The organism is Planococcus wigleyi, from assembly GCF_014836985.1.
In the GTDB taxonomy this organism is placed as follows: Bacteria; Bacillota; Bacilli; order Bacillales_A; family Planococcaceae; genus Planococcus; species Planococcus notacanthi.
The window spans coordinates 477907-500780 of record NZ_JACSPU010000002.1; the positions used below are offsets into that span (position 1 = coordinate 477907).

Genomic DNA, 22874 nt, shown 5'->3' on the forward strand with positions numbered 1-22874 from the left:
GATTACCAGCTTCGGTTTTTTCGTGTTTTCAATAAAACCAACATCAGCAAACGGAATTCATCATGAAAAGTTGTTTTTATCAATACGAATATGAGGAGAAAAAACATGGACCAAACAACAATGCTTTTGGCTTTACTGCCGATATTTGTCATTCAAATCGGCTTGATGATTTTTGCTTTAGTGGATTTAATCAAAAACCCAAATCCAAACGGTCCAAAATGGATGTGGGGCATCATTATTGTCGTCGTTAATATTATTGGACCTATTGTGTACTTTGTTGTTGGGAGGAGAAATTATTGAGCTTAGTCGAAGTCAACAACCTAACGAAGCAGTATGGACAGGAACTGGCAGTTGAAAATCTTACTTTCAGATTGGAAAAAGGAACAGCGACAGCTTTAATAGGGCCGAATGGTGCAGGAAAAACGACAACTCTGTCCATGTTGGCTGATTTATTGTCTCCTTCGAGCGGTGAAATCAGTTTGGCTGATGGCTTGACAGTCGGCTTCCTGCCGCAGTATCCGCAATTTTTCCCTTGGCTGACCGCACTGGAATTCACTGAGATGGCTGCCAAATTAAGTGGAGTCGGCGCAAAGAAAGCAAAGCTGCAGGCAATCCGTACATTGGAATTTGTCGGGCTTGAGGGAGCCTTGTACAAAAAAACTGGTGCTTTTTCTGGCGGGATGAAACAGCGATTGGGTCTTGCGCAAGCTATTGTCCATCAGCCTAAACTTCTTTTGCTGGATGAACCGATTTCAGCACTTGATCCCACCGGCCGCCGGGAAATCATGGATTTACTGAAATCGCTGCAGCAAGACACAACAATTTTATATTCCACCCACATTTTAAACGATGCAGAAGAAATGACAGATCAGCTGCTATTTATGAAGGATGGGCACTTGATCGAACATGGATCTTTGGAAGAAGTCAAAAGCAGGCATGCCAATCCCCGTATCCGCATCCGATTCCATAAACCTGCCGAAGCGGTGAAGTTTGCTGAGGAACATTCATGGAAAATGCAAGTGTTAACAGATTCTGTTTATCTCTCTGTCGATAAAGAAGGCTCCAGCATGCAGCAAGTGCTCCATACCTTATCTTCAGAAAAGCAGGACATCTTAGGAGTGGAATTTCAAACAGCTTCTTTGGAAGAAATCTTTTTGAAGGTGGTTGCTGGCCAATGAAGCAATTTAGTATTCTATTGCAAAAAGAATGGCGAGAAAATATACGGAATTATAAAATCTTCTGGATTCCTTGTGTTTTTATTCTATTGGGAATCACTGAACCTGTTGTAAACTACTTTATGCCTCAGATTTTAGAGGCATCCGGAGGTTTACCCGAAGGGGCGGTATTTGAATTTCCCACCCCATCTCCTGATCAGATTTTAATGGCTGTCATGGAACAATTCCAAACAATCGGTATAGTTGTGCTGATTTTGGCTTATATGGGAACAATCGCTGGGGAGCGGAACAGCGGAACAGCGACTTTGCTGTACGTCCGTCCGTTGTCTTTTCTGTCCTATTTTTTAAGTAAATGGACAATGGCAGCAGCCATCTCTCTAATCAGTCTGTGGCTTGGATTTTTAGCTGGGTATTACTATACGTTATTGTTTTTTGAAGAGCTTGAATTTAGCGCTCTTCTTCAAATGGTGGGATCCTACAGCATCTGGATTTTGCTGATTCTTACACTTACACTGGCTGCCAGCGCTATTTTGCCAAATGGTGGACTGGCAGCGGCTGCAGCATTTGCGGTATACCTGCTCGTTCAGTTGGCGGATGGATTGCTGGGAGCAAATTGGACGATTTCCCCAATGAAACTGCCTGGATATGCAGCAGCTTGGTTAACCGGAAATCCCCGTCTCAGCGAATTTGTTGGAGCGATTGGACTTGCTTTACTGGCCATTATAGGATTGATTGTTTTAGGCAGCTGGGCTGCTTGGAAAAATAAAGCGAAAACCAAAGTTTGATCAGCTGCTTCACGCGCACAAGTGGACGCCGGGACTGAAAAGATGCGACAATGGAGAGCGCGTATCTTTTATGGGGATTTCCATTCCTATGCAATACTTATAAAAGTTGCTGAACTTCGGAAATTTGAAGTTGCCGAACCGGAAAAAAAACGGGGGCATAAATAAGCCTGAAACGTGGATTATCAGGATCTGCCGTTAATTAAGCCAGAGAAGAAAGAACAGATTAGTGGGCTGCGCAGACACAATCGACTTAAACAGAATCGAATAGAGGTTAAGTTTTATGAAGAAACTCGCAGTATTTTTACTGCTCATATTATTAGTATGGGGCTTATTTTGGGGCAGCAACCACTGGGTGCAAACAACAGAGTATACAGTAGCCTCCCAAGAACTGCCGCAAGCCTTTGATGGATCGAGAATTGTTCAGGTGTCGGATCTGCACGACGCCACATTCGGAAAAAACCAATCATCCTTGATTGAAAAGGTAAAGGCGGCCAATCCGGATGCCATCTTTTTGACTGGAGACCTCGTTGACAGCAACCGCTACGACTTGGATTCCAGTCTAGTGTTAGTGGATGCCCTGATAGAAATGAGTGAAGTTTATTACGTTACCGGAAACCATGAAGTGGCCTCCAATAAAGTCGATGAAATTTTAGGGGCCCTGCAGGAACGTGGTGTGACAGTCCTGGAAAATGATTCGGTTGAATGGGTGAAAGACGGAGAGTCGGTCCAAATTGCAGGAATCGATGATCCATTGATGGTGCCGGACATTCATGAAGAAGAAGTTACAGAGCAAAGCCTTGCAACTGCTCGGCTTACAGAAGATTTCACACTTCTGCTGGCACATCGACCGGAATACCTGCCGATTTATGCCGATTACGGTGTGGATTTGGTCTTTTCCGGACATGCCCATGGCGGCCAGGTCCGTATACCCGGGATTGGCGGCTTGATTGCACCAGGTCAAGGCTGGTTTCCGAAAGTGACGGAAGGTATCTTTGAAGTGGACCAGTCACAAATGGTTGTAAGCCGAGGGCTGGGCAATAGCACGTTTCCCGTGCGCATTTTCAATTTGCCGGAAATTGTTGTCGTGACATTGGAAAAAGGAAACAGCTAAAGTCGGCATATAGGATTCAGCGAACCCGTTATTCGTCTGTTTTTAAAATAGTGGATGGACAGCGAATGTAAATAAGGAGGCCGCTTCACGTGATTAAGAAAAGAGAAGTTACATTGCACCGCTATTCTTCAGGAGTTTCGATTGATTACGATTTGCCATCAGATCAATTGGAATTTACACGTCTGCCTAAGGAAATTGTAGAAAAAGATGCAAAAGACCGATCGAAACATTTCATCATCATAAAGGCACGAGGCGAAGACGCGGGTTTTTTTGAACTGGATGAATCAGAAGATCGGAAAAAGTATTCGGATAATCCGAAAGCCTTGTTGCTGAGAGGATTTTCGGTGAATCCTAAATTCCAAGGCAGAGGCATCGCTACAGGTTCCATTTATGCGCTTCCTGAATTTATGAAGACGGAATTTCCGGGCTTTGATGAAGTGGTGCTAGGCGTCAATGCCCGTAATCTTCCGGCTCAACGCCTTTACCAAAAAGCCGGATTCAAAGATACAGGCAGACGGATTATGCGGACCAAAGGCGAACAGCATGTAATGTCCCTATATTTGAATGAAAAAGAGTGAAAGCAGAAATGCTTTCGCTCTTTTATTTTCAACTGGAAAATGCACTCCTTTCAGCTCCTTATCCGAAGTATAGGTGTTTATGCAAATTGCAGCCTGGATTGAATGGCGATGAACAGGAAGGGCAGGTTGAAGCGCAGGCTAGATAGTCTTCGACCGACAGTTCATGTCCGCACGTTCCGCATAGCACCGCCTTTTCATCGAAACGGTCTTTGGGCCAAACCTCATGCTTGCCGCAACCTTCCGCTTGATGGCATTCAAAGCAGGGAAAGTATTCCTGGCAGCAAAAAAACTTAATGGCAATCCGGTCGATTGGAGAATGATAATGCAAACAACGTGTTTCCGCATCGACTTTAAGGCCTTTGACAATTTGGTGGTGGGCCATGTTAAAACCATCCTTTCTACAGCATGATTTGTTGGTGATAAGATTTCAGAAAACTATAGGTAGTTTGGGTTTTTTGAAACAATTTACCGATTGGTACCGGTGGAATATGGCATATGAAAAGCAAACTGCCCTGCTCCCAAAGGCCAATTTCTTATAACTTCTATAGTTCAGTTTCTTTCTATGCTACTATGAAAAGGACGAAACTACGAATCTAATTCTTCGGGGCAAGGTGAAATTCCTTACCGGCGGTGAGCAGGGAACTGCAAGTCCGTGACCCGGTTAAGCGAATGCAGGCATAGGCCACTATGTTTAAAGCGCTTAAGCGGTGGAGCTGGTGAAATTCCGGCACCGACAGTTACAGTCTGGATGGGAGAAGAATTCAGAGATCGGTTTCGTTATGTGCCTCTTCTTTTCAATCGTTTGAAATTGAAAGGAGGAATTTGTATGACCAAAATACCTGAACAGGGACCCGTCTCTGGAAATGCAACACACCGATCTTTAATGCTGCTCTTTTCCTCCGCGGAAACCGGGCTTTTTAAAGGTACCCAAAATTGTCGGGAAACCGGCCAGCTTGTTAAAGAAGCAAGGCACATGCAAACAACCTTCAGCGCCATCCTTTCCTCACCACCCATACGCCCCATGGTGGAAAGCACCCAACTACTTGTACGAAAACGAATTAAATCTGCTCCGGCGACCGGAATGGAGGAGTGTGCCTAAATGTTTACAGGTATAGTCGAAGAAGTCGGCCGCGTTGCGCAAGTCCGCGCAAAACCGCAGGCTATGGAACTGACGATTTCCTGTGTGCTGATTTTGGAGGACATGAAGCGTGGAGACAGTATTTCCATAGACGGAGTGTGTTTGACTGTTTCTTCCTTCGATGCTCAAACGTTCACAGTCGATGTCATTCCAGAAACGGTCAAGTCTTCAACAATGAAGGAATTAAAAACAGGAGCGCGCGTAAATCTCGAGCGTGCCATGCCAGCCACCGGCCGCTTTGGCGGCCATTTCGTCAGCGGCCATATCGATGGCGTCGGCGTGATCCGTTCAGTGAAGAAAGAAGCCAATGCTGTCACCAAAACAATTGAACTCGATCCTCAGCTGATGAAATACATGATGCTGAAGGGTTCGATAGCAGTTGATGGGACTTCATTGACGATTTTTAAACTTGGCCACAATACGGTTGCCATTTCCCTCATCCCGACCACACGGGAGGATTCGTTATTAGGCGAAAAAGGGATTGGCGATAAGGTCAATATTGAGTGTGATCTCTTGGCGAAGTATACCGAACGAGTTCAAACCGCAGAACCGAAAATCAGCAGAAGCTGGCTTGCGGAAAATGGATTTTAAAGGGAGATGCTGAAATGATGTTCTACACTGTAGAAAAAGCCGTCGAAGATTTAAAGGCTGGAAAAGCAGTTATTGTAATCGATGATGAAGACAGAGAAAACGAAGGCGATTTTATCGCATTGGCAGAGTTTGCTTCACCTGAGATTGTCAATTTGATGGCGACGGAAGGGCGAGGATTAATTTGTGTCCCGATTGCCGGTTCCATCGCACAGCGATTGGAGTTTGGCATGATGACTGATCAAAATACAGATGAATTCGGCACCGCCTTCACCATCAGCATTGACCATAGAGATACAACCACGGGTATCAGCGCTTTTGAGCGTTCCCACACCATCACCAGCCTGATCAAGCAAGAAGCGAAGGCTGCAGACTTTAAACGTCCGGGCCATATTTTTCCATTGATTGCGAAAGATGGCGGCGTGCTTGAACGGGCAGGCCATACGGAAGCGGCTGTCGATTTGGCGAAGCTTGCGGGATCTGCTCCGGCAGGGGTCATCTGCGAAATCATGAACCCAGACGGCACGATGGCCCGTGTGGATGATTTGGAGAAAGTGGCAGAGCGGCTCAACCTTGGGGTGTTGACAATCAAGGATTTGGTTGTGTATCAGCAGAAAAACCAGCAGACAACAGCGTATTAATTCAGTGGAGGAGATGGAAAAATGACGGTTCATTTTGAAGGATATTTAAACGGTGAAGGGTTGCGGATCGGCATCGTGGTCGGCCGCTTTAATGAATTTATCACCAGCAAACTATTGAGCGGAGCAGAAGATGCGTTAAAACGCCATGGCGTTGGAGAAGACGACGTCTCGATCGCCTGGGTACCGGGAGCTTTTGAAATTCCCCTGGTCGCCAAAAAGATGGCGATGAGCGGAAACTATGATGCAGTCATCACATTAGGGACGGTCATTAGAGGGGCGACGCCTCATTTCGACTATGTCTGCAGCGAAGTGGCAAAAGGTGTATCTCGGGCCAGTGATCAAGCAAATATTCCGGTCATTTTCGGGGTTTTGACCACGGATTCAATTGAGCAGGCAATCGAACGTGCTGGCACAAAAGCCGGCAACAAAGGCTGGGAATCTGCAGCAGGCGCCATTGAAATGGCCAATCTTATGAAAAAATTATAATCTACTGACGCCTGGGCTTTTGTCCAGGTGTTTTTTTGATTAAAAGATGAGGTTTAGGGGAAAGGGATGTATAACGACCTTAGGACTGGAGGATCAGTAGGATGATGTATATAGAAATAGCTTCAAAACTATTTTTTGGCTTGATCGCATTATTGCTGATTACTCGTATCTTGGGGAAAAAAGAAATGTCCCAGTTAACTCCCTTTGACTTTATTTATTCCATTGTGCTAGGCGGGATTTTGGAAGAAAGCATATATGACGATAAAGTGAACCCTCTGCATGTTTGGTTTGCAGTGGCTGTATGGGGAATCATGCTGTATATTATCGAAAAAACGACTCAAAGGAATGATAAAATACGGAAACTTCTAAAAGGCGAGACCTCCATTTTAATTCAAGACGGCGAATTCAATATAGACGAATTAAATAAAAATCACCTGGAGATGGAACAGCTTCGCGTGATGCTTCGTCAACAAGGGGTTTTTTCACTGAGCGAAGTTTGTGATCTGTTTTTAGAACCAGGAGGGACCATCAGTTTAAAAAAATATGCCAAGTATAAGGAAGTAACGCCAGACATGCTGAATCTGCAGGCAAAAAATGAATCGGTAAACTTTTTGTTTGTGGACGAGGGTAAAATAAACGAAGGCATTTTAGAATATGTGGGGAAATCAAAACAATGGCTGTATGACTCCCTTGCCGAGGAAGGTTATCCAAATCTCAAGGAAGTTTTGTATGCGGAATGGTCAGAAACAAATGGATTTTACATTAAGGGATACAGTAAAAGTAAAGAGAATATCAAAAAAGTGAACTAGGGTGGAAAATATGAAAAAAACAATTTACTTGATTAGGCATTGCCAAGCAACCGGGCAGGCACCCGATACAGAATTGACCGAAGCGGGAAGGCGGCAAGCGCATAAATTGGCTGATTTTCTGGAAAAGCAGGATGTGGTCCATCTGATTACCAGTCCGTTCACCCGAGCCATCCAATCCATTGAACCGGCGGCAAATCGATTGAATTTGCCGATCGAAGTGGATGACCGACTGGCAGAACGTGTGTTGAGCATGCAGGACTTGCCGGACTGGATGGGAAAACTGGAGGAATCGTTCGGTGATGCAGAGTTAAAGTTCGCTGGAGGCGAATCGGGAAAAGAAGCGGCTGACCGCGCAATGGAAGTGATGAGTGAAATGAAAGATGGGACGGCAGCGGTGACACATGGAAACTTATTAGGTCTGCTCTTGAAAAAAATCGATTCAGGCTATGGGTTTTCAGAATGGCAAAAGCTGACGAATCCGGATGTCTATAAAGTGGAAGTGGAAAATGGGCATTCCTCAGTGGCGCGGATATGGAAATGACAATTTAAAAAGACCAACAGCTGAGGAGGCTGTTGGCTGTTTAGCGGAATGTCATTCCAGCGTATTTCCTTCATTTGGAATGGGATTATTCTTGAGCAGTCCAGCTAAATGATAGGTATTATAAGCAAGCCGCTGAATTGCGGATTTGGTGAATTCATTGTTGCGCCCGGCATCCATATAAGAATCGCCGGGTCCTGCTTCACCGACCCAATAAGCATCAACATTCGGCGGGATAACAAAACCGATATGGGAAAGCCCGTATAGAATGGAAGCCGCTGAATGTTTTGCTCCATCTTCGTTGCCGGTTACAACCACGCCGCCAACTTTATTGTAGAAAACGGCTTGCCCTTTGTCGTTGGTGACGCTGCTGCTTCCATAAAGGCGTTCAATGGCTTGCGTCGCCAAGGAACTTTTTTCGCCTAGCCAAATGGGGGTGCCGATAATGACAATATCTGCAGCCAATACTTTCTCAAGGATTTGGGGCCATTCATCACCGTCGCCCATGTCTTCCTGGACACCATAGGCGATGGAGTAATCAGCCAAACGCAAGGTTTCAGATTCTACTCTCAATTGATTATAATGGTATTGAACATCCTTGATAAACCCTTCTGTATGAGAAGGTTCTTTGGAATTTTTCAACGAAGTGTTAAGGAAAAGTGCTTTTAAGGGTTGCATTTTATCGCTCCTTTTATATTTTCGTTTCTGTTTAGTCCTTGTTTTCCCTTTTACCAGGAATATATGCAACAATCGATTCGAGCAATCGTCTGAAGAAAAGAGGTGTTTCAAATGAAAAAAAATGATGCCCTGCCCTATATACTGATTTTCCTCTTGTTGCTAATTAAAGTGAGTGCTTTTCGTGTGCTTATTTTTGATACAAAATCGATTTTGCATATTGTTTTGATTGAATTTCCAATGTGGGCCCTTCTGTTATCTGCTGTTTTGCTGCTGGCAAAAAAACGGATATGGTTGGCTGTTTTTATTTTTAATCTGCTGACTTCCGTCATTTTCTTTACTGTCACGTTGTATATACGCTATTATTCCACCATCCCTTCTTACTACGATTTACAGCAGCTGACGCAGTCGAGTTCTGTCAGCAATACCATTTCGATGCTTGCAAATCCTTGGGATTTCCTGTTTTTCCTGGATGCGATTTTGCTGGTGTTCATTGCCCGCCGCTTCGAAAAACCGGTGAAAATTGTTGCCATGAAATATACGGCAGTCACTATGGCCGCGATTTGTGCGATTACCATTGTGTATGCGCTGCAACAACCGATCATTGATGTTTCTTATTTTGCGAAAGAAAATGGATTTTTGCAGTCTCAGCTGGCTCAATTGTATGATCGTTCCACAGAAACCGCACATGCCTCTTCCAGCAAGCTGTCAGCTAAAGAATTGGAAGAGTTGAAAGGCAATAAGTATGTGGAAGTCAGTAAACACGACAATTTTGGAATCGCGGAAGGGCGGCATTTATTCGTCATCCAAGTAGAATCACTGCAGAATTTCGTGATTGGCCGAACCTTGCACGGCCAGGAAATCACACCAAACCTCAATAAGCTGTTGAGTGAAAGTGCCTACTTCTCCAATGTCTTCCAACAGGTGGGTGCGGGGACAACTTCTGATGCAGAATGGATGGCCAATACCGGACTGTATCCGCAAGGCATGATTCCGACGGCCAACAGCCTCACCGGAAAAGAAGTGCCTTCCCTGGCCCGTACATTAAAAGACAAAGGTTATGGATCTGCCACCTACCATGCGGACGATGTGACATTTTGGAACCGGGATGTGCTTTATCCGGTTCTTGGCTACGAAGAGGTCTTCTCGATCGATGACCTCCCAAATATCAAAACTGTCGGTTTCGGTCCGGCAGATGAAGTGCTGTTTGATTTTGTAGCAGGAGAACTGCCGCGCCAGCTCGACACTTACGAGCGTATTTATGCCAACATCGTTACAGTCACCAGCCATACTCCATTTGAAATGCCGGGTGCTATGGAGTATCTTAACCTCCCAGCAGAATACGAAGGCATGTACATTGGGAACTATCTGCAATCCATCCGCTATGCAGACGAACAAATCGGCTTATTTATACAGGAACTGAAGGACCGGGGAATTTACGATGAATCCTTAATTGCCATTTTTGGAGACCACTCCGGTATGCACGGCACTTTAGTGACGGAAGAAGACCGGCAGCTATTAAGCAACTTCTTGGGGCATACGTATTCTTTAAAAGATCAATTTACCATTCCGCTGATTTTTACAGGTGGAAATCTGTTTGAAGAAGCTGAAATGACGCGTCTAGGCGGCCAGGCCGACATTATGCCGACATTATTGGCGCTGCTTGGGGTGGAGCACGACGAGCCGATGATGGGGCACAATCTATTCCATTACAAAAAAAATCTGCTGGGCATGCGCTATTATATGCCTGGAGGGTCCTACATCCAGTCGGAACAATTCTATAAAGCGCCTGGAGCCAAACTGCCTGAAGTGCTGTACGATTTAAAGAGCATGGAAAAGCGCAGTAAAAACAGCGAAGCTAAAAAACATATCCGGGATACGGAAACCTTGATGAACTATGCGGATACGTTATTAAAAGACTATATCGAGGAATAATTCCATCCGGTATAGGGAAGCCGTTATAATAGACAGTAAGTATGAAATGAGGGGGAAACCGGTCTATGGTAAAAGAATTTGAAAAAGAAGTCATGCAGGCAATGGACAAGATGTTTGAAAATGAAATGAAAAAAGTCAATGATGCACTGGATCAAGATCTTCTGATTTCCTTAATCGGAGAAGTGAACGCGGGCAAATCATCCACCGTCAATAAAATCATCGGTGAAGATATTGCCAGCACCAACCCGATGCCAGGGGAAACCGTCAGTGTGGATCCCTATAATATTCATGGCCTGGAAAATATCAAATTTATGGATACACCGGGCTTAAACGATCCGAATGATGAAAATCCCAAGAAAACACTGGAGTTCGTCCAGAAATCCGACGTCGTGCTGTTCTTCCTGAATGCAGCAGGAACGGTATTCTCTGAAAGCGAAAAAGAGAAATTCAATGAAATTGAAAAACACAATAAAGATATTTTAATTGTCTTGAATAAAATCGATGCAGCAGAGAATATTCCGTCCATTGTCCAGTTCGTCAAAGAGCATACCGCCCATAAATACAAAGTCATTCCGATTTCTTCGAAAACAGAAGAAAATCTGGAAACCTTAAAGAAGGAAATCCTTTTTTTGCTCGAAAAGAAAGGTAAAGACCTGCTCTTCGCCAAAAGCATGAAAGAAAAGTCTTCAGCTGCCACACGCTGGATCATTGGGGCTGGCGTTTCAGCTGGTGTGATCGGTGCATCGCCGATTCCAGGATCTGACGTGTTGCCGTTGACTACCTTGCAAGTTGGGTTGATCATCAAATTATCGAACCTTTACGATAAGCCATTAACCAAAAAAGCGGCAAAAGACATGATTGTCATTACGGCTACTCAAACCATCGGCCATACAATTTACCGCCAAGCCTTGAAATTCATTCCTGGAGCAGGATCCATTATTGGAGGGACTGTTGCTTCATCCATGACCTTGGCACTGGGTTATGGTGTCAAATATGCGTATGAAAACAATATCGCCATTGATTACGACATGATCGGCGATATCTTTGAGAAGCTTAAAAACCGTGAAAAAAAAGCCTGATCGCTTGCTGAACCGCTCTTCGAACGTTGAAGGGCGGTTTTCAAGTTGCTTGCGTCATTTGGATTTGTCATTTACCTTTAGGAGAAAGAACGACGGAGGTGCAGGATGAAGATATTGGTGGTGGAAGATAACCCAAGCGTCAGTTCCATGCTGGAGCTGTTCTTTTCAAAAGAAGGCATACAAGGTGAATTCGCAGCTGATGGACTGGAAGGATACCGTAAATACAAAGACGGAATATACGACCTGCTGATCTTGGACTGGATGCTTCCCGGGATGGATGGCATTGCACTATGCCGCAAAATCCGGGAGGAAGGAAACACGGTGCCGATCATCATGCTGACGGCAAAAGACAGTGAATCCGACCAGGTCATCGGTTTTGAAATGGGAGCAGACGATTATGTCACGAAACCATTCAGTCCGCTAACGTTGATGGCGCGAATCAAAGCGGTTACACGCCGAACACAGAAAGTCGAGCCTGTATCGGACTCCATCCAAACCGTCCATTTCATCGTCAACAAAGAGACGCGGGATGTACTGAAGGATGGGCAGGCGGTAGACAGCTTGACCCCGAAGGAATTCGATTTATTGGTGTTTTTCCTGCAGCATCCGAAGCAGGTGTTCAGCCGGGAACAATTATTGGAACAGGTATGGGGCTATCAGTTTTACGGCGACGAGCGGACAGTAGACGTTCACATCAAACGGTTGCGCAAGAAAATCGATGGCGGAGACAAACTGTTCCATACGGTATGGGGAGTTGGCTATAAATTTGAAGAACACGCGAATTAAGTATTTCTATCAGCTGATTGCCAGCCATATGAGCATTTTGCTGATCGCATTTTTAATATTGAGTATTTTATTCGTCCGCTATGTGGATGATTTTGCCTATGATGAAAAAGCGGAAGAACTCGAGAATTACGGGGAACAGATCATCGCTGAACTTGAACGGGCACGCCCAGGCACTAATCTGCAGGCTTATGTATCGATCCTGGAAGCGCAGAACATCAGTTTCATCGTTTTTGATCAGCAGAGTCGGATTTTGTATCCGGTCTCCGGCTCTTTCCCGCCTGTAGAACTGACACAGGAAGAATGGAATGTCATCGAACAGGGCGAGACGTTGGTCGTCAACCGGGATGTCGAAAGGTTTGAGCTCACAGTGACGTTTGTGGCGATGCCTTATTTCGATAATAACCAATTGGCAGGCGGTGTCCTGCTTGCTTCGCCCGTCAGCGGCGTCAGCGAAATGATTGCCGAGTTGAATAAAACTTTGATCACGACGATTTTGATCGCTTTCGCAATTGCGCTGCTGTTCAGCTTGTGGCTGTCGAAAATGCATGTCAGCCGGATCCAGCGGATGCGCAAAGCGACTTCCATGATCAGTGAAGGCCATTATGACGTCAATCTGCCGGAATCGAATTTCGATGAGTTTGGCGATTTGGCCCATGACTTCAACAAGATGGCGGCTAAGCTTCAGCAATCCAATGAAGAAATCGACCGCCTTGAAAACCGGAGGCGCCAGTTTATGGCGGACGTCTCGCATGAAATGCGGACGCCTTTGACGACGATTGCCGGCATCATTGAAGGGCTGCGCAACAATATGATTGAAGAAGGGCAAAGGGAAAAAGGCATTCGATTGGCAAGTGAAGAAACGAAGAGGCTGATGCGCTTAGTCAACGAAAACCTGGATTATGAGAAAATCAGATCCAATCAGGTGGAGCTGACTAAAGAAGAAATCGAAGCGGACGAACTTCTAGAAATTATCCAGGAACAGTTGTATCTGCAGGCAAAGCAGAAAGAGAATCTGATTGTGGTCAATACCCAGCCAGGTGATGTCATCTATGGGGATATGGACCGCCTGATTCAAATTCTGATGAACATCACTAAAAATGCGATCCAGTTTACCGAAAACGGCACGATTTCGCTTTCTACTTTCTCAGAGGGTGATGACATGGTGATCACCGTGGAAGACGACGGGTCAGGAATCGATGTCAAAGAAATCGATATGATTTGGCGTCGTTTCTACAAAGCTGATTTGTCACGCGGCAGCGGGCAATTTGGGCTTGGTTTGTCAATCGTCAAGCAATTGGTGACGCTGCATGACGGAGAAGTTCGCGTTGAAAGCGAAAAAGGGAAAGGGACGAAATTTATTATCCGCCTCCCCCACAAAAAGTAACCCTGGGATTTTCCCTCGGGTTATTTTTTGTGCCGAACTTTCTCTTTCTGTTAAAACTCTGGTCATAGTTTATTCATAACTGCTTGATAAGCTTTGTATAACGGCTTAAGAAAAGAGGGAACAGAGATGAAGAAAGTTTACTATATCGCCATTGGTGCGGCAGCGGCAGCGGTTATCTTTATGCTGGTTGCATTTTCAGAAGATGAAACAGTGGCTTCAGTAGGAGACACGAAAATTACAAAAGATGCACTATATGAAAAAATGTTGGCTTCTTCGGGGCCTGCGGCACTGGATGTTTTGATTTCCAATGAAGTGGTCAATCAGGAAGCGGATAAAGCGGGAGTCAAAGTGACGCAGGAAGAGCTGGATGCGGAAATGACAGTTTACGAAGAAAGCTATGGCGGGACAGAAGCGCTTGAACAAGCTCTTGCTGCCAGCGGCATGGCGATAACGGATTTGAAAGAGGAGATGGAGATCTACTTGAAGGTCGAGAAAATCGTCGGGCCTGATATTAAGATAAGCGATGAACAGATCAAAACCTATTTCGAAGAAAATAAGGATGCATTCAATCAGCCATCACAGGTGGAAGCGAACCATATATTGGTAGCTACTCAGGAAGAAGCCGACGAAGTCAAAGCCAAGTTGGATGACGGCGGCGACTTCGCTGAAATGGCGGCGGAATATTCGACAGATACAAGCAATGCTGAAAATGGCGGTGCATTGGGAGCTTTTGGTGCCGGTGAGATGGCCCCTGAATTCGAGGAAGCTGCATTCAGTATGGAAGTAGATGAAATCAGTGAACCTGTCCAAACAGATTATGGATTCCATATTATCCAGGTGACAGGAAAAACCGCTGCAGTCGAGGCGAACTTGGAAGACAGCAAAGAGCAAATCAAAGAAACTTTATTTGATGAAGCGTTGAATACGAAATACGCAGAATGGCTGGCCGAAAAAACGGAGTCATACGACATCGTTAATACGTTGGCAGAATAAGGAGGACATATGATGGGATATTATAATTCGAATGACAAGAAAACGGGCAAACGAGGCTATTTCGCTTCGAGCTTTACAGGATTGATTGCAGGGGCGTTATTGGTGGGAGTCATTTCGCCTGGCGTAACAGACGCAGAACCGGAAACGGCTGTAGGAGCAACAACAACCGAGTCGGTCAGTGGCGTGCAGACAACTTCCACATTGGTCACTTCGGATGTGACGGAAATTGTAGAACAGACCAACGATGCGGTCGTTGGCGTTTCAAATTTGCAGATGGCACAGCAAAATCCATTTTCTGCCCCAACTGCCACAGACAATGAAGCGCAGGAGGCCGGTGCCGGATCTGGGGTGATCTACAAGAAAGACGGAGACACTGCCTATATTGTCACTAATAACCATGTTGTAGAAGGTGCCGAAGACGTCATGGTCACCTTGTCAGATGGAACTGAATTGGATGCAGAAGTGCTTGGGACGGATGTATGGACTGATTTGGCTGTTTTGAAAGTTCCAAGTAAAAGTATTGAAATAGTTGCTGAATTTGGAGATTCTTCAGTCTTGAAAGCCGGAGAACCGGTAATCGCAATTGGTAACCCGTTAGGCCTTCAATTCTCGGGATCGGTGACCACAGGGGTCATTTCGGGAACCGAGCGCTTGATTCCGATTGATGTAAACCAGGACGGCACAGAAGATTGGCAGTCGGAAGTTCTTCAAACTGATGCTGCCATCAACCCGGGCAATAGTGGGGGCGCGCTGATCAATGCTAAGGGTCAATTGATCGGCATCAACTCCATGAAAATTGCGCAAGCAGCAGTAGAAGGAATTGGTTTGGCCATCCCAATCAATACCGCTATCCCGATCATTGCAGATCTGGAGACCGAAGGCGCAGTTGAGCGTCCTTCGATGGGTGTCGCTATATTGGATTTAGCTGAAGTGCCAGCACAGTATCGCACTGGCCAATTAGGGTTGCCCGCAGAAGTGGAAGGCGGCATTGTCGTCCAATCCGTGGTCGAAGGATCCGGAGCGGCAACAGCCGGAATGGAAGCGTATGATGTCATTGTTGAACTGGACGGCAAGCCGGTGAAATCAATTCTCGAGCTTCGCCAATACCTTTACAACGAAACGGAAGTTGGGGATACGTTGGAAGTGAAGGCTTATAGAGGCGGCGAACTCATGAGTTTCGAATTGGAATTGACGGAAAGCATGTAAGTGGAAAAGAGAAAGGATTTGGCATTGAAATAAAGGCTGCGAGTTTTTGAACAGCATAAAAGCTTCCCAATTGCGTGGGAAGCTTTTTGTGTGGGAATTTCTAAATGGCTCATGTAAGAAAGGGATCAGTTGAAAATTCCGAACCAATCTGTTGCGATTCCAAAACCGACAAGGATGAGAACGAGCACAACAAAAATAATGATGCCCAGCTGCAAAGGCTTGTAGCCTGTGGTTCTAGGTTCTTGCAATCCTTCTTTTTCTTCGTTCGGACGGCGCTTCGCTTCTTCTTCGGTTTCTTTCATGTAATCGTCTTTTTCATTATTGCTCATTTGAATGCCTCCTTGGACTTACCGTTAATAGTCTTTACCCTTAAAAATAAGGGTTCAATCCACTAATTTTTCTTCTGTTTTCAGTTCGCGCTGTGTCAATTTTTGTGCCAGTTCACGGCCAAAAAGCTGTGAAGATTGCGGATCTCGACCTGTCAGGATTTGTTTGCTGCCCCAAACAACATAGGCATCCTGTTCTTTTTCTTCATGGTAATCTGCGATTCTGCTCAATTCATCCTCTAAGCTGAAAGGCAGCAAATCCACCACTTCTTCAGGCTCATTTGCATTGGGATAGCCGGTTACTTTCAGCCCTTCAAGAATTCCGCGGCCTTCTCTGGTTTTCGTATAGATGAGTGGTGCCGGCCCGTGGCAAACTGCAGAAACGATACCACCCAATTCATACATAATATTAATGACAGCATGCAAATCTTCATTATGCGCCAAATCGAACATGGCTCCATGTCCACCAACAATCATGATGGCATCGTAGTCACTGGCTTTGACGTCCACAATCGGAGTTGTTTTATCTGCCATACCTGATTCATATTGTTTTTTATAAATTCCATCTGGATCATAATCCTTGCTGAGGCTTAATGGATCGACGACGGGTTTTCCGCCATCAATAGAAGCGAGTCCTACGGTATGGCCTTCTTTTTCAAGTTCCAATGCAGGTGCGAAAAGTTCTTCTGCCCACCAACCTGTTACATAATTATGCTCTTCGTCTGTATAACCATTGGATAACACTGCCAATACTTTTGCCATGGTATCTTCCTCCTACTTTAAAAAGTCCTTGTTTCTTCATTTACCCTGTAAAGGAATCCTGAAACGTGGCAAATGAGCAGTTCGTGGATTTGGTCAGGGGAATTATGCTACGATTATTGCATGAATTGAAAGAAGAGGTGGACCACTTGAAAGAACTCACACAAGAAACGCAAGTAACCTTGCTGGAAGCCATGCTCGATGGCAGTAAAGTGGGGACGATCGTAACGGATCCGTCGCAACAGGATAATCCGATCATCTACACCAATCGAACGTTTATTGAAATGACAGGATATACACAACAAGAAGTAATCGGAAAGAACTGTCGATTTTTGCAGGGGCCAGAAACCGATAAAGAAGATATAGAGAAAATGAGGAAAGCTATTGCTGCTGAGGAAGCAATTACATTGACGTTGCGGAATTACCGGAAAGACGGTTCGCCGTTTTGGAACCGTTTGGCCATTGAACCCGTCCAAATAGAGGATAAACTGTATTTCATCGGTACGCAGACAGATATCACGCTGGAACGTTCCCAGCAACAGGCGATTATGGCCAATGAAGATGAAATCGAAAAGTTGATGCTTCCTATTCTATCCATACAAGAGAATGTAGCTACTGTCGCGCTGGTCGGTACGATGAATCTTCAACGTTTTGAAACCTTGAAGGTAAAAATCTGCGAGTATGTGCAAGAACATCGAATTGAGCACGCCATCATTGATATTACAGGCTTGTCCTGGAATGAAAAATCACCGCTTTATTGGTTCCAGCAGATTTACGAAGCGCTTCGGATTATGGGAAGCAATCTCTATGTAACCGGGATCTCTCCGGCCGCTGCACAGCAATTTGCCGACGACTTAGATCGGGACAACCAGCTGATTACTTTTTCCACAATTGAAAGAGCTTTGAGTTTCATTACTCAAAAAACCACTGGAGAAAACCATTTCAGTTGACTAAGGATTGCCATAAGAGGTAAGTTTTAAGTGTTCTCAAATACAAATCAGGAAAGAGGTTGGAAAAATGTCAGCATTATTCACAACATCCGTAACAGCCACTGGTGGCCGTGAAGGAAGAGTCATTTCCGAAGACAATGTATTGGATCTTCAATTGGTTTCGCCGAAAGAATTGGGCGGTCCCGGAGGAGAAGGCACAAACCCTGAACAATTATTTGCAGCAGGCTACTCCGCTTGTTTTGACGGAGCATTGAACTTAATCATCAAAAGAGAAAAAGCAGATGTCTCCAGCACTTCCATTAAAGCGGATGTTCACTTCCTGAAAGATGAAGGAAATGACGGTTTTAAAATCGGTGTTACTTTAAATGCTCATTTAGAAGGTGTGGATGAAGCAACAGCGAAAGACCTTGTAGAAAAAGCACATGCGTTCTGCCCATACTCCAAAGCAACAAGAGGCAATGTCGACGTAGAATTGAAAATCGTATAAAAATTAGAAAAAGCCGGAAAGCTTCACTTTCCGGCTTTTTTTATGGTGAAAAACTGAAGTAGTTGCAGTGGGAAATACAGAATATGGTTTTAAAAAAATAGAGCGGGGTAGAAAGATAATGCAGAGTCATAACGAAAATAGAGGAGGATGGAGGGAATAGATAAAGAACAGAGAAAGCAGCAGACTTCAGAAGACAGCAAAGTTACTGACCAAGATTCAAATGAATCGGCGAATCAGTTTAATGCAGGTGGCAATGACTCTGATTATGATGGTGGGCATCCAGGAGATGCCTTGAATGAAGAACAAAAGAAAGAACAGCAAGAATATAAAACCGGTACGTCCTATAATTCAGGTGGAAACGACTCTGATTACGACGGTGGGCATCCAGGAGATGTCGAGCCTGAAAGTAAGGGACACGTGGGTTCTAAAGACGAAAACTAAAATTCTACAGGAGGTTTTATTTATGTTTTTTCACACAGGAGAACTTCAATACCACGCAAAACCGGATGCTCCAGATCCAGTCTTCGCTAAACAAGTACAGGAACTGATCGGCGGGCAATTCGGTGAAATGTCAGTTGCCATGCAATACTTATTCCAAGGGTGGAGCACAAGAGGGAACGAAAAATATAGAGATCTTCTGATGGATACTGGAACGCAGGAGTTGGGGCATATTGAAATGCTCGCAACAATGGTGGCCAGACTCCTTGAAGGGGCACCTGTTTATGAACAGGAAAAAGCTGCAAGCGATCCGATTATAGGCGCAATCATGGGCGGCATGAATCCGCAGCATGCCATTGTCCATGGATTAGGCGCTTCTCCAAAAGACAGCAATGGTGTGCCTTGGAACGCGGGATATATCGTAGCAAGCGGAAACCTGTTGGCGGATTTCCGCGCCAACGTCAATGCAGAATCACAGGGCCGTCTTCAAGTAGCCCGCCTTTACAGCATGACAGACGACAGAGGCGTAAAAGATCTGTTCTCATTCTTGCTTGCACGTGATACCATGCACCAAAACCAATGGCTAGCTGCTATAAAAGAATTGGAAGCGAAGGAAGGCCCGATTGTGCCTGGAACACTTCCTCCAGAATGGGAAGCGACAGAATTCTCCCACATCCTTTACACGAACTCAGAAAGCAGCAAAGAGCTGAAATGGATGAACGAGCCAGCACCGGATGGCCATGAATTTACATTCGGTAAACCAGAACCGTTGAGTGAAAAACCGGTGTTGAAGCCAGCTCCTCCAGAAGCACATAATTCATTGCCAGAAGATGAATTGAAATAATCAGCCCAGGCTGTCCCGAAGTCACCACTATTGGCTTTTAGGGGCATCCTTTATTTTTTTCCAGAAGATTTGCTTAGAAAGGAGAGAAAGAAGTGGCCACAACACCTTGGCTCCTGAAACAGGAATGGAAAGACGTCGTTTTTCTGCACTGGCCTGTAAAGCCTGAATGGCTGCGCCCATTTGTTCCTGACGAGCTGGAAATCGATTTATATGACGATCAAGCTTGGCTGGGAGTGGTATTTTTTCAAGCGAAAGCGACACGTCCACGATTTCTGCCTCCGGTTCCGGGAACACGTTCTTTCTTGGAGCTGAATGTCAGGACTTATGTGAAGTATGGAGACAGGAAAGGTGTGTATTTCTTTAGCTTGGATGCCAACAGCCTGCTTGCAGTGAAAGCCGCTTCTTATAGAGGTTTTTTGCCTTATCGCTACGCCGAAATAAGCATGACAAAAAAAGCCGGAAAATGGAGATTTTCCAGTCGGCGAATCGAAGCCGGACGGTTTCCTGAATCTTTCGATATGAGCTATAAACCTGCTTCTACAGCCATTGCTTCCAGCCCCATAGAGCAATGGCTAACGGAACGTTATTGTTTATGGACTAAACCTGGAGACCGGCTTTACCGGGTCGATATTGCGCACTCGCCTTGGACCTTGCATTATTTAAAAGGACAGATCGATCAAAATACAATGGCACCCTATCTTCCGGTTTCTTTGCATCGCCAGCAGCCAATGGCTCATTATTCGCGAAAGCAAAAAGTATATTTTTATGCGCCAGTGAAAGAGTAGGAAGAGACTGGGTGCAGTAAAATAAAATTGGATATTTGGAACTAAAAACACCGAGGCAGCTGCTCCGGTGTTTATTGAATGGCATTATTTTCGGTTGGGTTCTTGTTTTAAAGTATGGGAAGTCTCTTTTTGTTCCCAGATACGCTTTGTTAAATAAATATGGAAAAACCATTCGCCGACAGCAATAAGCAAGGCTGAATAGATTGCAGGCATGACAAGCGAAAAATCAGGATTATTAATCAGCCATAGCCCACCCAGCCAGACAATCAGAAATACCAGCACAAAGTCACCTCCGGTTGCCACTTTATTGGAGGTTTTCGGATAAATAGTTAAATCACCAATAAAGCCGACAGCGGTGATGATCAGACTGAGGATGAAAATTTCAAAGACTTCCACTCCATAAGCAATGCCAAGTATGACAAACAATACGGAGAAGACCATAGCAAATTTAATCAAAATTGCCTCAAGATACTTCATGCTTTCCACCTCCTTGAGAAAGCTGTTGTTACTTTTCGTATACCCGTTTCAATCGATTCAATTCATAAAACCTGTAAAAAAAGACAAAAAAAGACCCGGCTTTTGCCGGGGCTGCCACGGGTCAGGAACTGATGAAATCGCCGCCATTTACATGGATTGCCTGGCCTGTCACATAGGTCGAGTCTTTGGAAGCCAAGTAAACATAAGCAGGCGCTAATTCGGAAGGCTGTCCACGTCGCTCCATTGGGGTGTCGCCACCATGTTCGCCCACTTTTTCTGCTCCAAAGGTCGCTGGAATCAATGGCGTCCAAATAGGGCCTGGAGCCACTGAGTTGACGCGTATACCTTGTTCAGCGATATTGGCTGATAAGGAACGTGTAAAGCTGGTGATTGCGCCTTTTGTAGATGAATAATCAATCAGCTCCGGAGAACCGCGATAAGCCGTGACCGAAGATGTATTGATGATGCTATCGCCTTTTTGGAGATGCGGCAATGCAGCTTGCGTCAAATAGAACATGCTGAAGATATTAGTCGAAAAAGTTTCCATCAACTGATCTGGACTGATAGCCAAAAAATCATCCTGTGGGAATTGTTTTCCTGCATTATTGACCAAAATATTCAATTGGCCGAATTCGGAAATGACGTCCACTACCAGTTGATTGCATTTTTCTACATCGCTGACATCTGTAGCGAATTTTGCACCTTTGGCTCCATAAGATTCAATTGCTTTTATCGTTTCGTCAGCATCTTCGTGCTCATCTAAATAAGCAATTGCGACGTTGGCGCCTTCCTTCGCATAAGCTACCGCAACAGCACGGCCGATTCCACTGTCGCCTCCTGTCACCAGCGCAACTTTGCCTTCCAGTTTTCCAGAACCTTTGTAGTCTTTATCATCATAAATCGGTTCCGGACTCATTTGCTCTTCAGAACCAGGCTGTTTGGATTGCTCCTGCGGTTCTACCTGTTCATCGATTTCTTCAAATTTATCTTTAGCCATAATGAATCCTCCTCTAATTAAGTAGCATGTTTTCCTTATTCCCGTTGATGGCTTGCTTAAACGCAATCTCCAATAATATGGAAGGCGGTAGGTGAGGTGATTGTTTTGGTTTAGGAATAAAATAAAAAACGGAAACACCAGTCTGAATGAGGTGTTTCCGTTTGGGTTATGGGTGTTTTAAAACATGATTAAGATTCTCCTGTGACTACACCACAGGCAATTCGATCGCCCGAGTCACCGGAAGGGTCCGTCGTTTGATCATCTTCAGCGGCGTGTATAACAAGTGCTGTACCGCCTTCTTTGAGCAATGAGTTTTCATCACCGATAGCGAGCGTGACATTTTCAGCTGTGAACTCCTGTGAAGCGGTGCCGTCAGAGCTGGCTTCAATATTCGGTAAATCACCGGCGTGAGGACCGTCGGGGTTGTCCATACCATGCATGGCATCGGCCGGATTGAAATGGCCGCCAGCCGTTTCGAAGTCAGGTCCTTCGCACATTCCGGTTTCATGGAAATGGATGCCGTGCATGCCTTCTTCCAAGCCTTCAACTTCAAGTGCTACCTTAACTCCGGCATCTTCTTCAGATAATTCCGCGGTGCCGATGGCATTTCCATCACTGTCCATCATTTCAACAGTAAGCATCAAAATTTCTTCACTGCTGCCTTCCTCTGTTTCCGCTTCATCCGCTTCTTCACCTTCGGGTGGACTTTCTTCTTCTCCTTCAATATCTTCAGTGTTTTCAGCCGGTGCACCATCTGATTCTGTAGGTGGATCTTCTGTGCTTTCATTGCCGCAGGCTGTTAAAAATAATAAGAAAGCCAGTACCAAAACAAGCATAAGCCATCGCTTCATCTGAACTCCTCCTCGAAATCGTGTTATTCTACATTACACTTAATGGCTGATGA

At 45.1% G+C, this 22874-nt stretch carries 28 protein-coding genes, 1 pseudogene and 1 riboswitch; of the genes and pseudogenes, 22 read left to right on the forward strand and 7 right to left on the reverse strand.

Going from position 1 to position 22874, the window contains the following annotated elements:
* The first annotated feature begins 105 nt into the window (after positions 1 to 105).
* The 5 genes from H9630_RS07920 to H9630_RS07940 all read left to right on the forward strand — a co-directional run bounded on the left by H9630_RS07920 (position 106) and on the right by H9630_RS07940 (position 3649).
* Positions 106 to 300, forward strand: a complete 195-nt coding sequence (locus tag H9630_RS07920) for a PLDc N-terminal domain-containing protein (RefSeq protein WP_191714950.1) — start codon at positions 106 to 108, stop codon at positions 298 to 300.
* Positions 297 to 1178 carry an ABC transporter ATP-binding protein gene (locus tag H9630_RS07925; RefSeq protein ID WP_191714951.1) on the forward strand — a complete coding sequence of 294 codons (882 nt, stop codon included), beginning with the start codon at positions 297 to 299 and terminating at the stop codon, positions 1176 to 1178. The genes H9630_RS07920 and H9630_RS07925 overlap by 4 nt, the downstream gene beginning before the upstream one ends.
* Complete coding sequence (locus H9630_RS07930) at positions 1175 to 1960, forward strand: ABC transporter permease subunit (RefSeq protein ID WP_191714952.1); 786 nt, start codon at positions 1175 to 1177, stop codon at positions 1958 to 1960. The genes H9630_RS07925 and H9630_RS07930 overlap by 4 nt, the downstream gene beginning before the upstream one ends.
* A gap of 280 nt (positions 1961 to 2240) precedes the next feature.
* Complete coding sequence (locus tag H9630_RS07935; protein WP_191714953.1) at positions 2241 to 3071, forward strand: metallophosphoesterase; 831 nt, start codon at positions 2241 to 2243, stop codon at positions 3069 to 3071.
* Positions 3072 to 3160: 89 nt separating this feature from the next.
* On the forward strand, positions 3161 to 3649 hold the full coding sequence (locus tag H9630_RS07940; RefSeq protein WP_191714954.1) for a GNAT family N-acetyltransferase: 489 nt from the start codon (positions 3161 to 3163) through the stop codon (positions 3647 to 3649).
* A gap of 58 nt (positions 3650 to 3707) precedes the next feature.
* On the opposite strand, the gene H9630_RS07945 is transcribed toward H9630_RS07940, so the two are convergent.
* The gene (locus H9630_RS07945) at positions 3708 to 4031 is read right to left on the reverse strand and encodes a CHY zinc finger protein (protein ID WP_191714955.1); all 324 of its coding nucleotides are present in this window, start codon (positions 4029 to 4031) and stop codon (positions 3708 to 3710) included.
* A 211-nt stretch (positions 4032 to 4242) separates the two neighbouring features.
* Positions 4243 to 4413, forward strand: a riboswitch (FMN riboswitch).
* 62 nt (positions 4414 to 4475) lie between these two features.
* Between H9630_RS07945 and H9630_RS07950 the strand changes: the two genes are divergently transcribed.
* The 6 genes and pseudogenes from H9630_RS07950 (at position 4476) to H9630_RS07975 (ending at position 7852) form a co-directional block, all read left to right on the forward strand.
* Complete coding sequence (locus H9630_RS07950) at positions 4476 to 4748, forward strand: hypothetical protein (protein WP_191714956.1); 273 nt, start codon at positions 4476 to 4478, stop codon at positions 4746 to 4748.
* On the forward strand, positions 4749 to 5378 hold the full coding sequence (gene ribE, locus H9630_RS07955) for a riboflavin synthase (RefSeq protein ID WP_191714957.1): 630 nt from the start codon (positions 4749 to 4751) through the stop codon (positions 5376 to 5378).
* 17 nt (positions 5379 to 5395) lie between these two features.
* Positions 5396 to 5986, forward strand: a pseudogene (gene ribB, locus H9630_RS07960) (3,4-dihydroxy-2-butanone-4-phosphate synthase); the annotation flags it as partial.
* 51 nt (positions 5987 to 6037) lie between these two features.
* Positions 6038 to 6502, forward strand: coding sequence for a 6,7-dimethyl-8-ribityllumazine synthase (ribH, locus tag H9630_RS07965; RefSeq protein WP_191714958.1), 465 nt, complete (start codon positions 6038 to 6040; stop codon positions 6500 to 6502).
* A gap of 101 nt (positions 6503 to 6603) precedes the next feature.
* A complete protein-coding gene (locus H9630_RS07970; RefSeq protein ID WP_191714959.1) occupies positions 6604 to 7311 on the forward strand; it encodes a DUF421 domain-containing protein in 708 nt (235 codons plus the stop codon).
* A gap of 10 nt (positions 7312 to 7321) precedes the next feature.
* A complete protein-coding gene (locus H9630_RS07975; protein ID WP_191714960.1) occupies positions 7322 to 7852 on the forward strand; it encodes a histidine phosphatase family protein in 531 nt (176 codons plus the stop codon).
* Positions 7853 to 7903: 51 nt separating this feature from the next.
* Here H9630_RS07975 and H9630_RS07980 read toward each other — a convergent pair whose 3' ends face one another.
* Positions 7904 to 8527, reverse strand: coding sequence for a flavodoxin family protein (locus tag H9630_RS07980; RefSeq protein ID WP_191714961.1), 624 nt, complete (start codon positions 8525 to 8527; stop codon positions 7904 to 7906).
* A gap of 111 nt (positions 8528 to 8638) precedes the next feature.
* Between H9630_RS07980 and H9630_RS07985 the strand changes: the two genes are divergently transcribed.
* From H9630_RS07985 to H9630_RS08010, 6 genes are all read left to right on the forward strand, one after another.
* On the forward strand, positions 8639 to 10459 hold the full coding sequence (locus H9630_RS07985; protein WP_191714962.1) for an LTA synthase family protein: 1821 nt from the start codon (positions 8639 to 8641) through the stop codon (positions 10457 to 10459).
* Positions 10460 to 10524: 65 nt separating this feature from the next.
* Positions 10525 to 11538 carry a YcjF family protein gene (locus H9630_RS07990; protein ID WP_191714963.1) on the forward strand — a complete coding sequence of 338 codons (1014 nt, stop codon included), beginning with the start codon at positions 10525 to 10527 and terminating at the stop codon, positions 11536 to 11538.
* 105 nt (positions 11539 to 11643) lie between these two features.
* Complete coding sequence (locus H9630_RS07995) at positions 11644 to 12324, forward strand: response regulator transcription factor (protein WP_191714964.1); 681 nt, start codon at positions 11644 to 11646, stop codon at positions 12322 to 12324.
* Positions 12305 to 13708, forward strand: coding sequence for a sensor histidine kinase (locus H9630_RS08000; protein WP_225218429.1), 1404 nt, complete (start codon positions 12305 to 12307; stop codon positions 13706 to 13708). The genes H9630_RS07995 and H9630_RS08000 overlap by 20 nt, the downstream gene beginning before the upstream one ends.
* Before the next feature lie 126 nt (positions 13709 to 13834).
* Positions 13835 to 14701, forward strand: coding sequence for a peptidylprolyl isomerase (locus H9630_RS08005; protein WP_191714965.1), 867 nt, complete (start codon positions 13835 to 13837; stop codon positions 14699 to 14701).
* Between the two features lie 12 nt (positions 14702 to 14713).
* Positions 14714 to 15907, forward strand: coding sequence for a S1C family serine protease (locus H9630_RS08010; RefSeq protein WP_191714966.1), 1194 nt, complete (start codon positions 14714 to 14716; stop codon positions 15905 to 15907).
* A 125-nt stretch (positions 15908 to 16032) separates the two neighbouring features.
* On the opposite strand, the gene H9630_RS08015 is transcribed toward H9630_RS08010, so the two are convergent.
* Both H9630_RS08015 and H9630_RS08020 read right to left on the reverse strand, forming a co-directional pair.
* A complete protein-coding gene (locus H9630_RS08015; RefSeq protein WP_191714967.1) occupies positions 16033 to 16236 on the reverse strand; it encodes a hypothetical protein in 204 nt (67 codons plus the stop codon).
* A gap of 54 nt (positions 16237 to 16290) precedes the next feature.
* Positions 16291 to 16995, reverse strand: coding sequence for a type 1 glutamine amidotransferase domain-containing protein (locus H9630_RS08020; RefSeq protein ID WP_191714968.1), 705 nt, complete (start codon positions 16993 to 16995; stop codon positions 16291 to 16293).
* Between the two features lie 104 nt (positions 16996 to 17099).
* On the opposite strand from H9630_RS08020, the gene H9630_RS08025 reads away from it, so the two are divergent.
* From H9630_RS08025 to H9630_RS08045, 5 genes are all read left to right on the forward strand, one after another.
* Positions 17100 to 17942, forward strand: a complete 843-nt coding sequence (locus H9630_RS08025; RefSeq protein WP_191714969.1) for a PAS domain-containing protein — start codon at positions 17100 to 17102, stop codon at positions 17940 to 17942.
* Positions 17943 to 18009: 67 nt separating this feature from the next.
* Entirely contained in the window at positions 18010 to 18429 is a 420-nt protein-coding gene (locus tag H9630_RS08030) for an organic hydroperoxide resistance protein (protein WP_191714970.1), read from the forward strand.
* Between the two features lie 147 nt (positions 18430 to 18576).
* A complete protein-coding gene (locus H9630_RS08035) occupies positions 18577 to 18870 on the forward strand; it encodes a hypothetical protein (RefSeq protein ID WP_191714971.1) in 294 nt (97 codons plus the stop codon).
* 22 nt (positions 18871 to 18892) lie between these two features.
* On the forward strand, positions 18893 to 19711 hold the full coding sequence (locus H9630_RS08040; protein WP_191714972.1) for a manganese catalase family protein: 819 nt from the start codon (positions 18893 to 18895) through the stop codon (positions 19709 to 19711).
* A 92-nt stretch (positions 19712 to 19803) separates the two neighbouring features.
* Positions 19804 to 20496, forward strand: a complete 693-nt coding sequence (locus tag H9630_RS08045) for a YqjF family protein (RefSeq protein WP_191714973.1) — start codon at positions 19804 to 19806, stop codon at positions 20494 to 20496.
* An 84-nt stretch (positions 20497 to 20580) separates the two neighbouring features.
* On the opposite strand, the gene H9630_RS08050 is transcribed toward H9630_RS08045, so the two are convergent.
* The 3 genes from H9630_RS08050 to H9630_RS08060 all read right to left on the reverse strand — a co-directional run bounded on the left by H9630_RS08050 (position 20581) and on the right by H9630_RS08060 (position 22821).
* The gene (locus tag H9630_RS08050) at positions 20581 to 20973 is read right to left on the reverse strand and encodes a DUF2512 family protein (RefSeq protein WP_191714974.1); all 393 of its coding nucleotides are present in this window, start codon (positions 20971 to 20973) and stop codon (positions 20581 to 20583) included.
* 121 nt (positions 20974 to 21094) lie between these two features.
* The gene (locus H9630_RS08055; protein ID WP_191714975.1) at positions 21095 to 21970 is read right to left on the reverse strand and encodes an SDR family oxidoreductase; all 876 of its coding nucleotides are present in this window, start codon (positions 21968 to 21970) and stop codon (positions 21095 to 21097) included.
* A 188-nt stretch (positions 21971 to 22158) separates the two neighbouring features.
* Positions 22159 to 22821, reverse strand: coding sequence for a superoxide dismutase family protein (locus tag H9630_RS08060; RefSeq protein WP_191714976.1), 663 nt, complete (start codon positions 22819 to 22821; stop codon positions 22159 to 22161).
* Positions 22822 to 22874 lie beyond the last annotated feature (53 nt).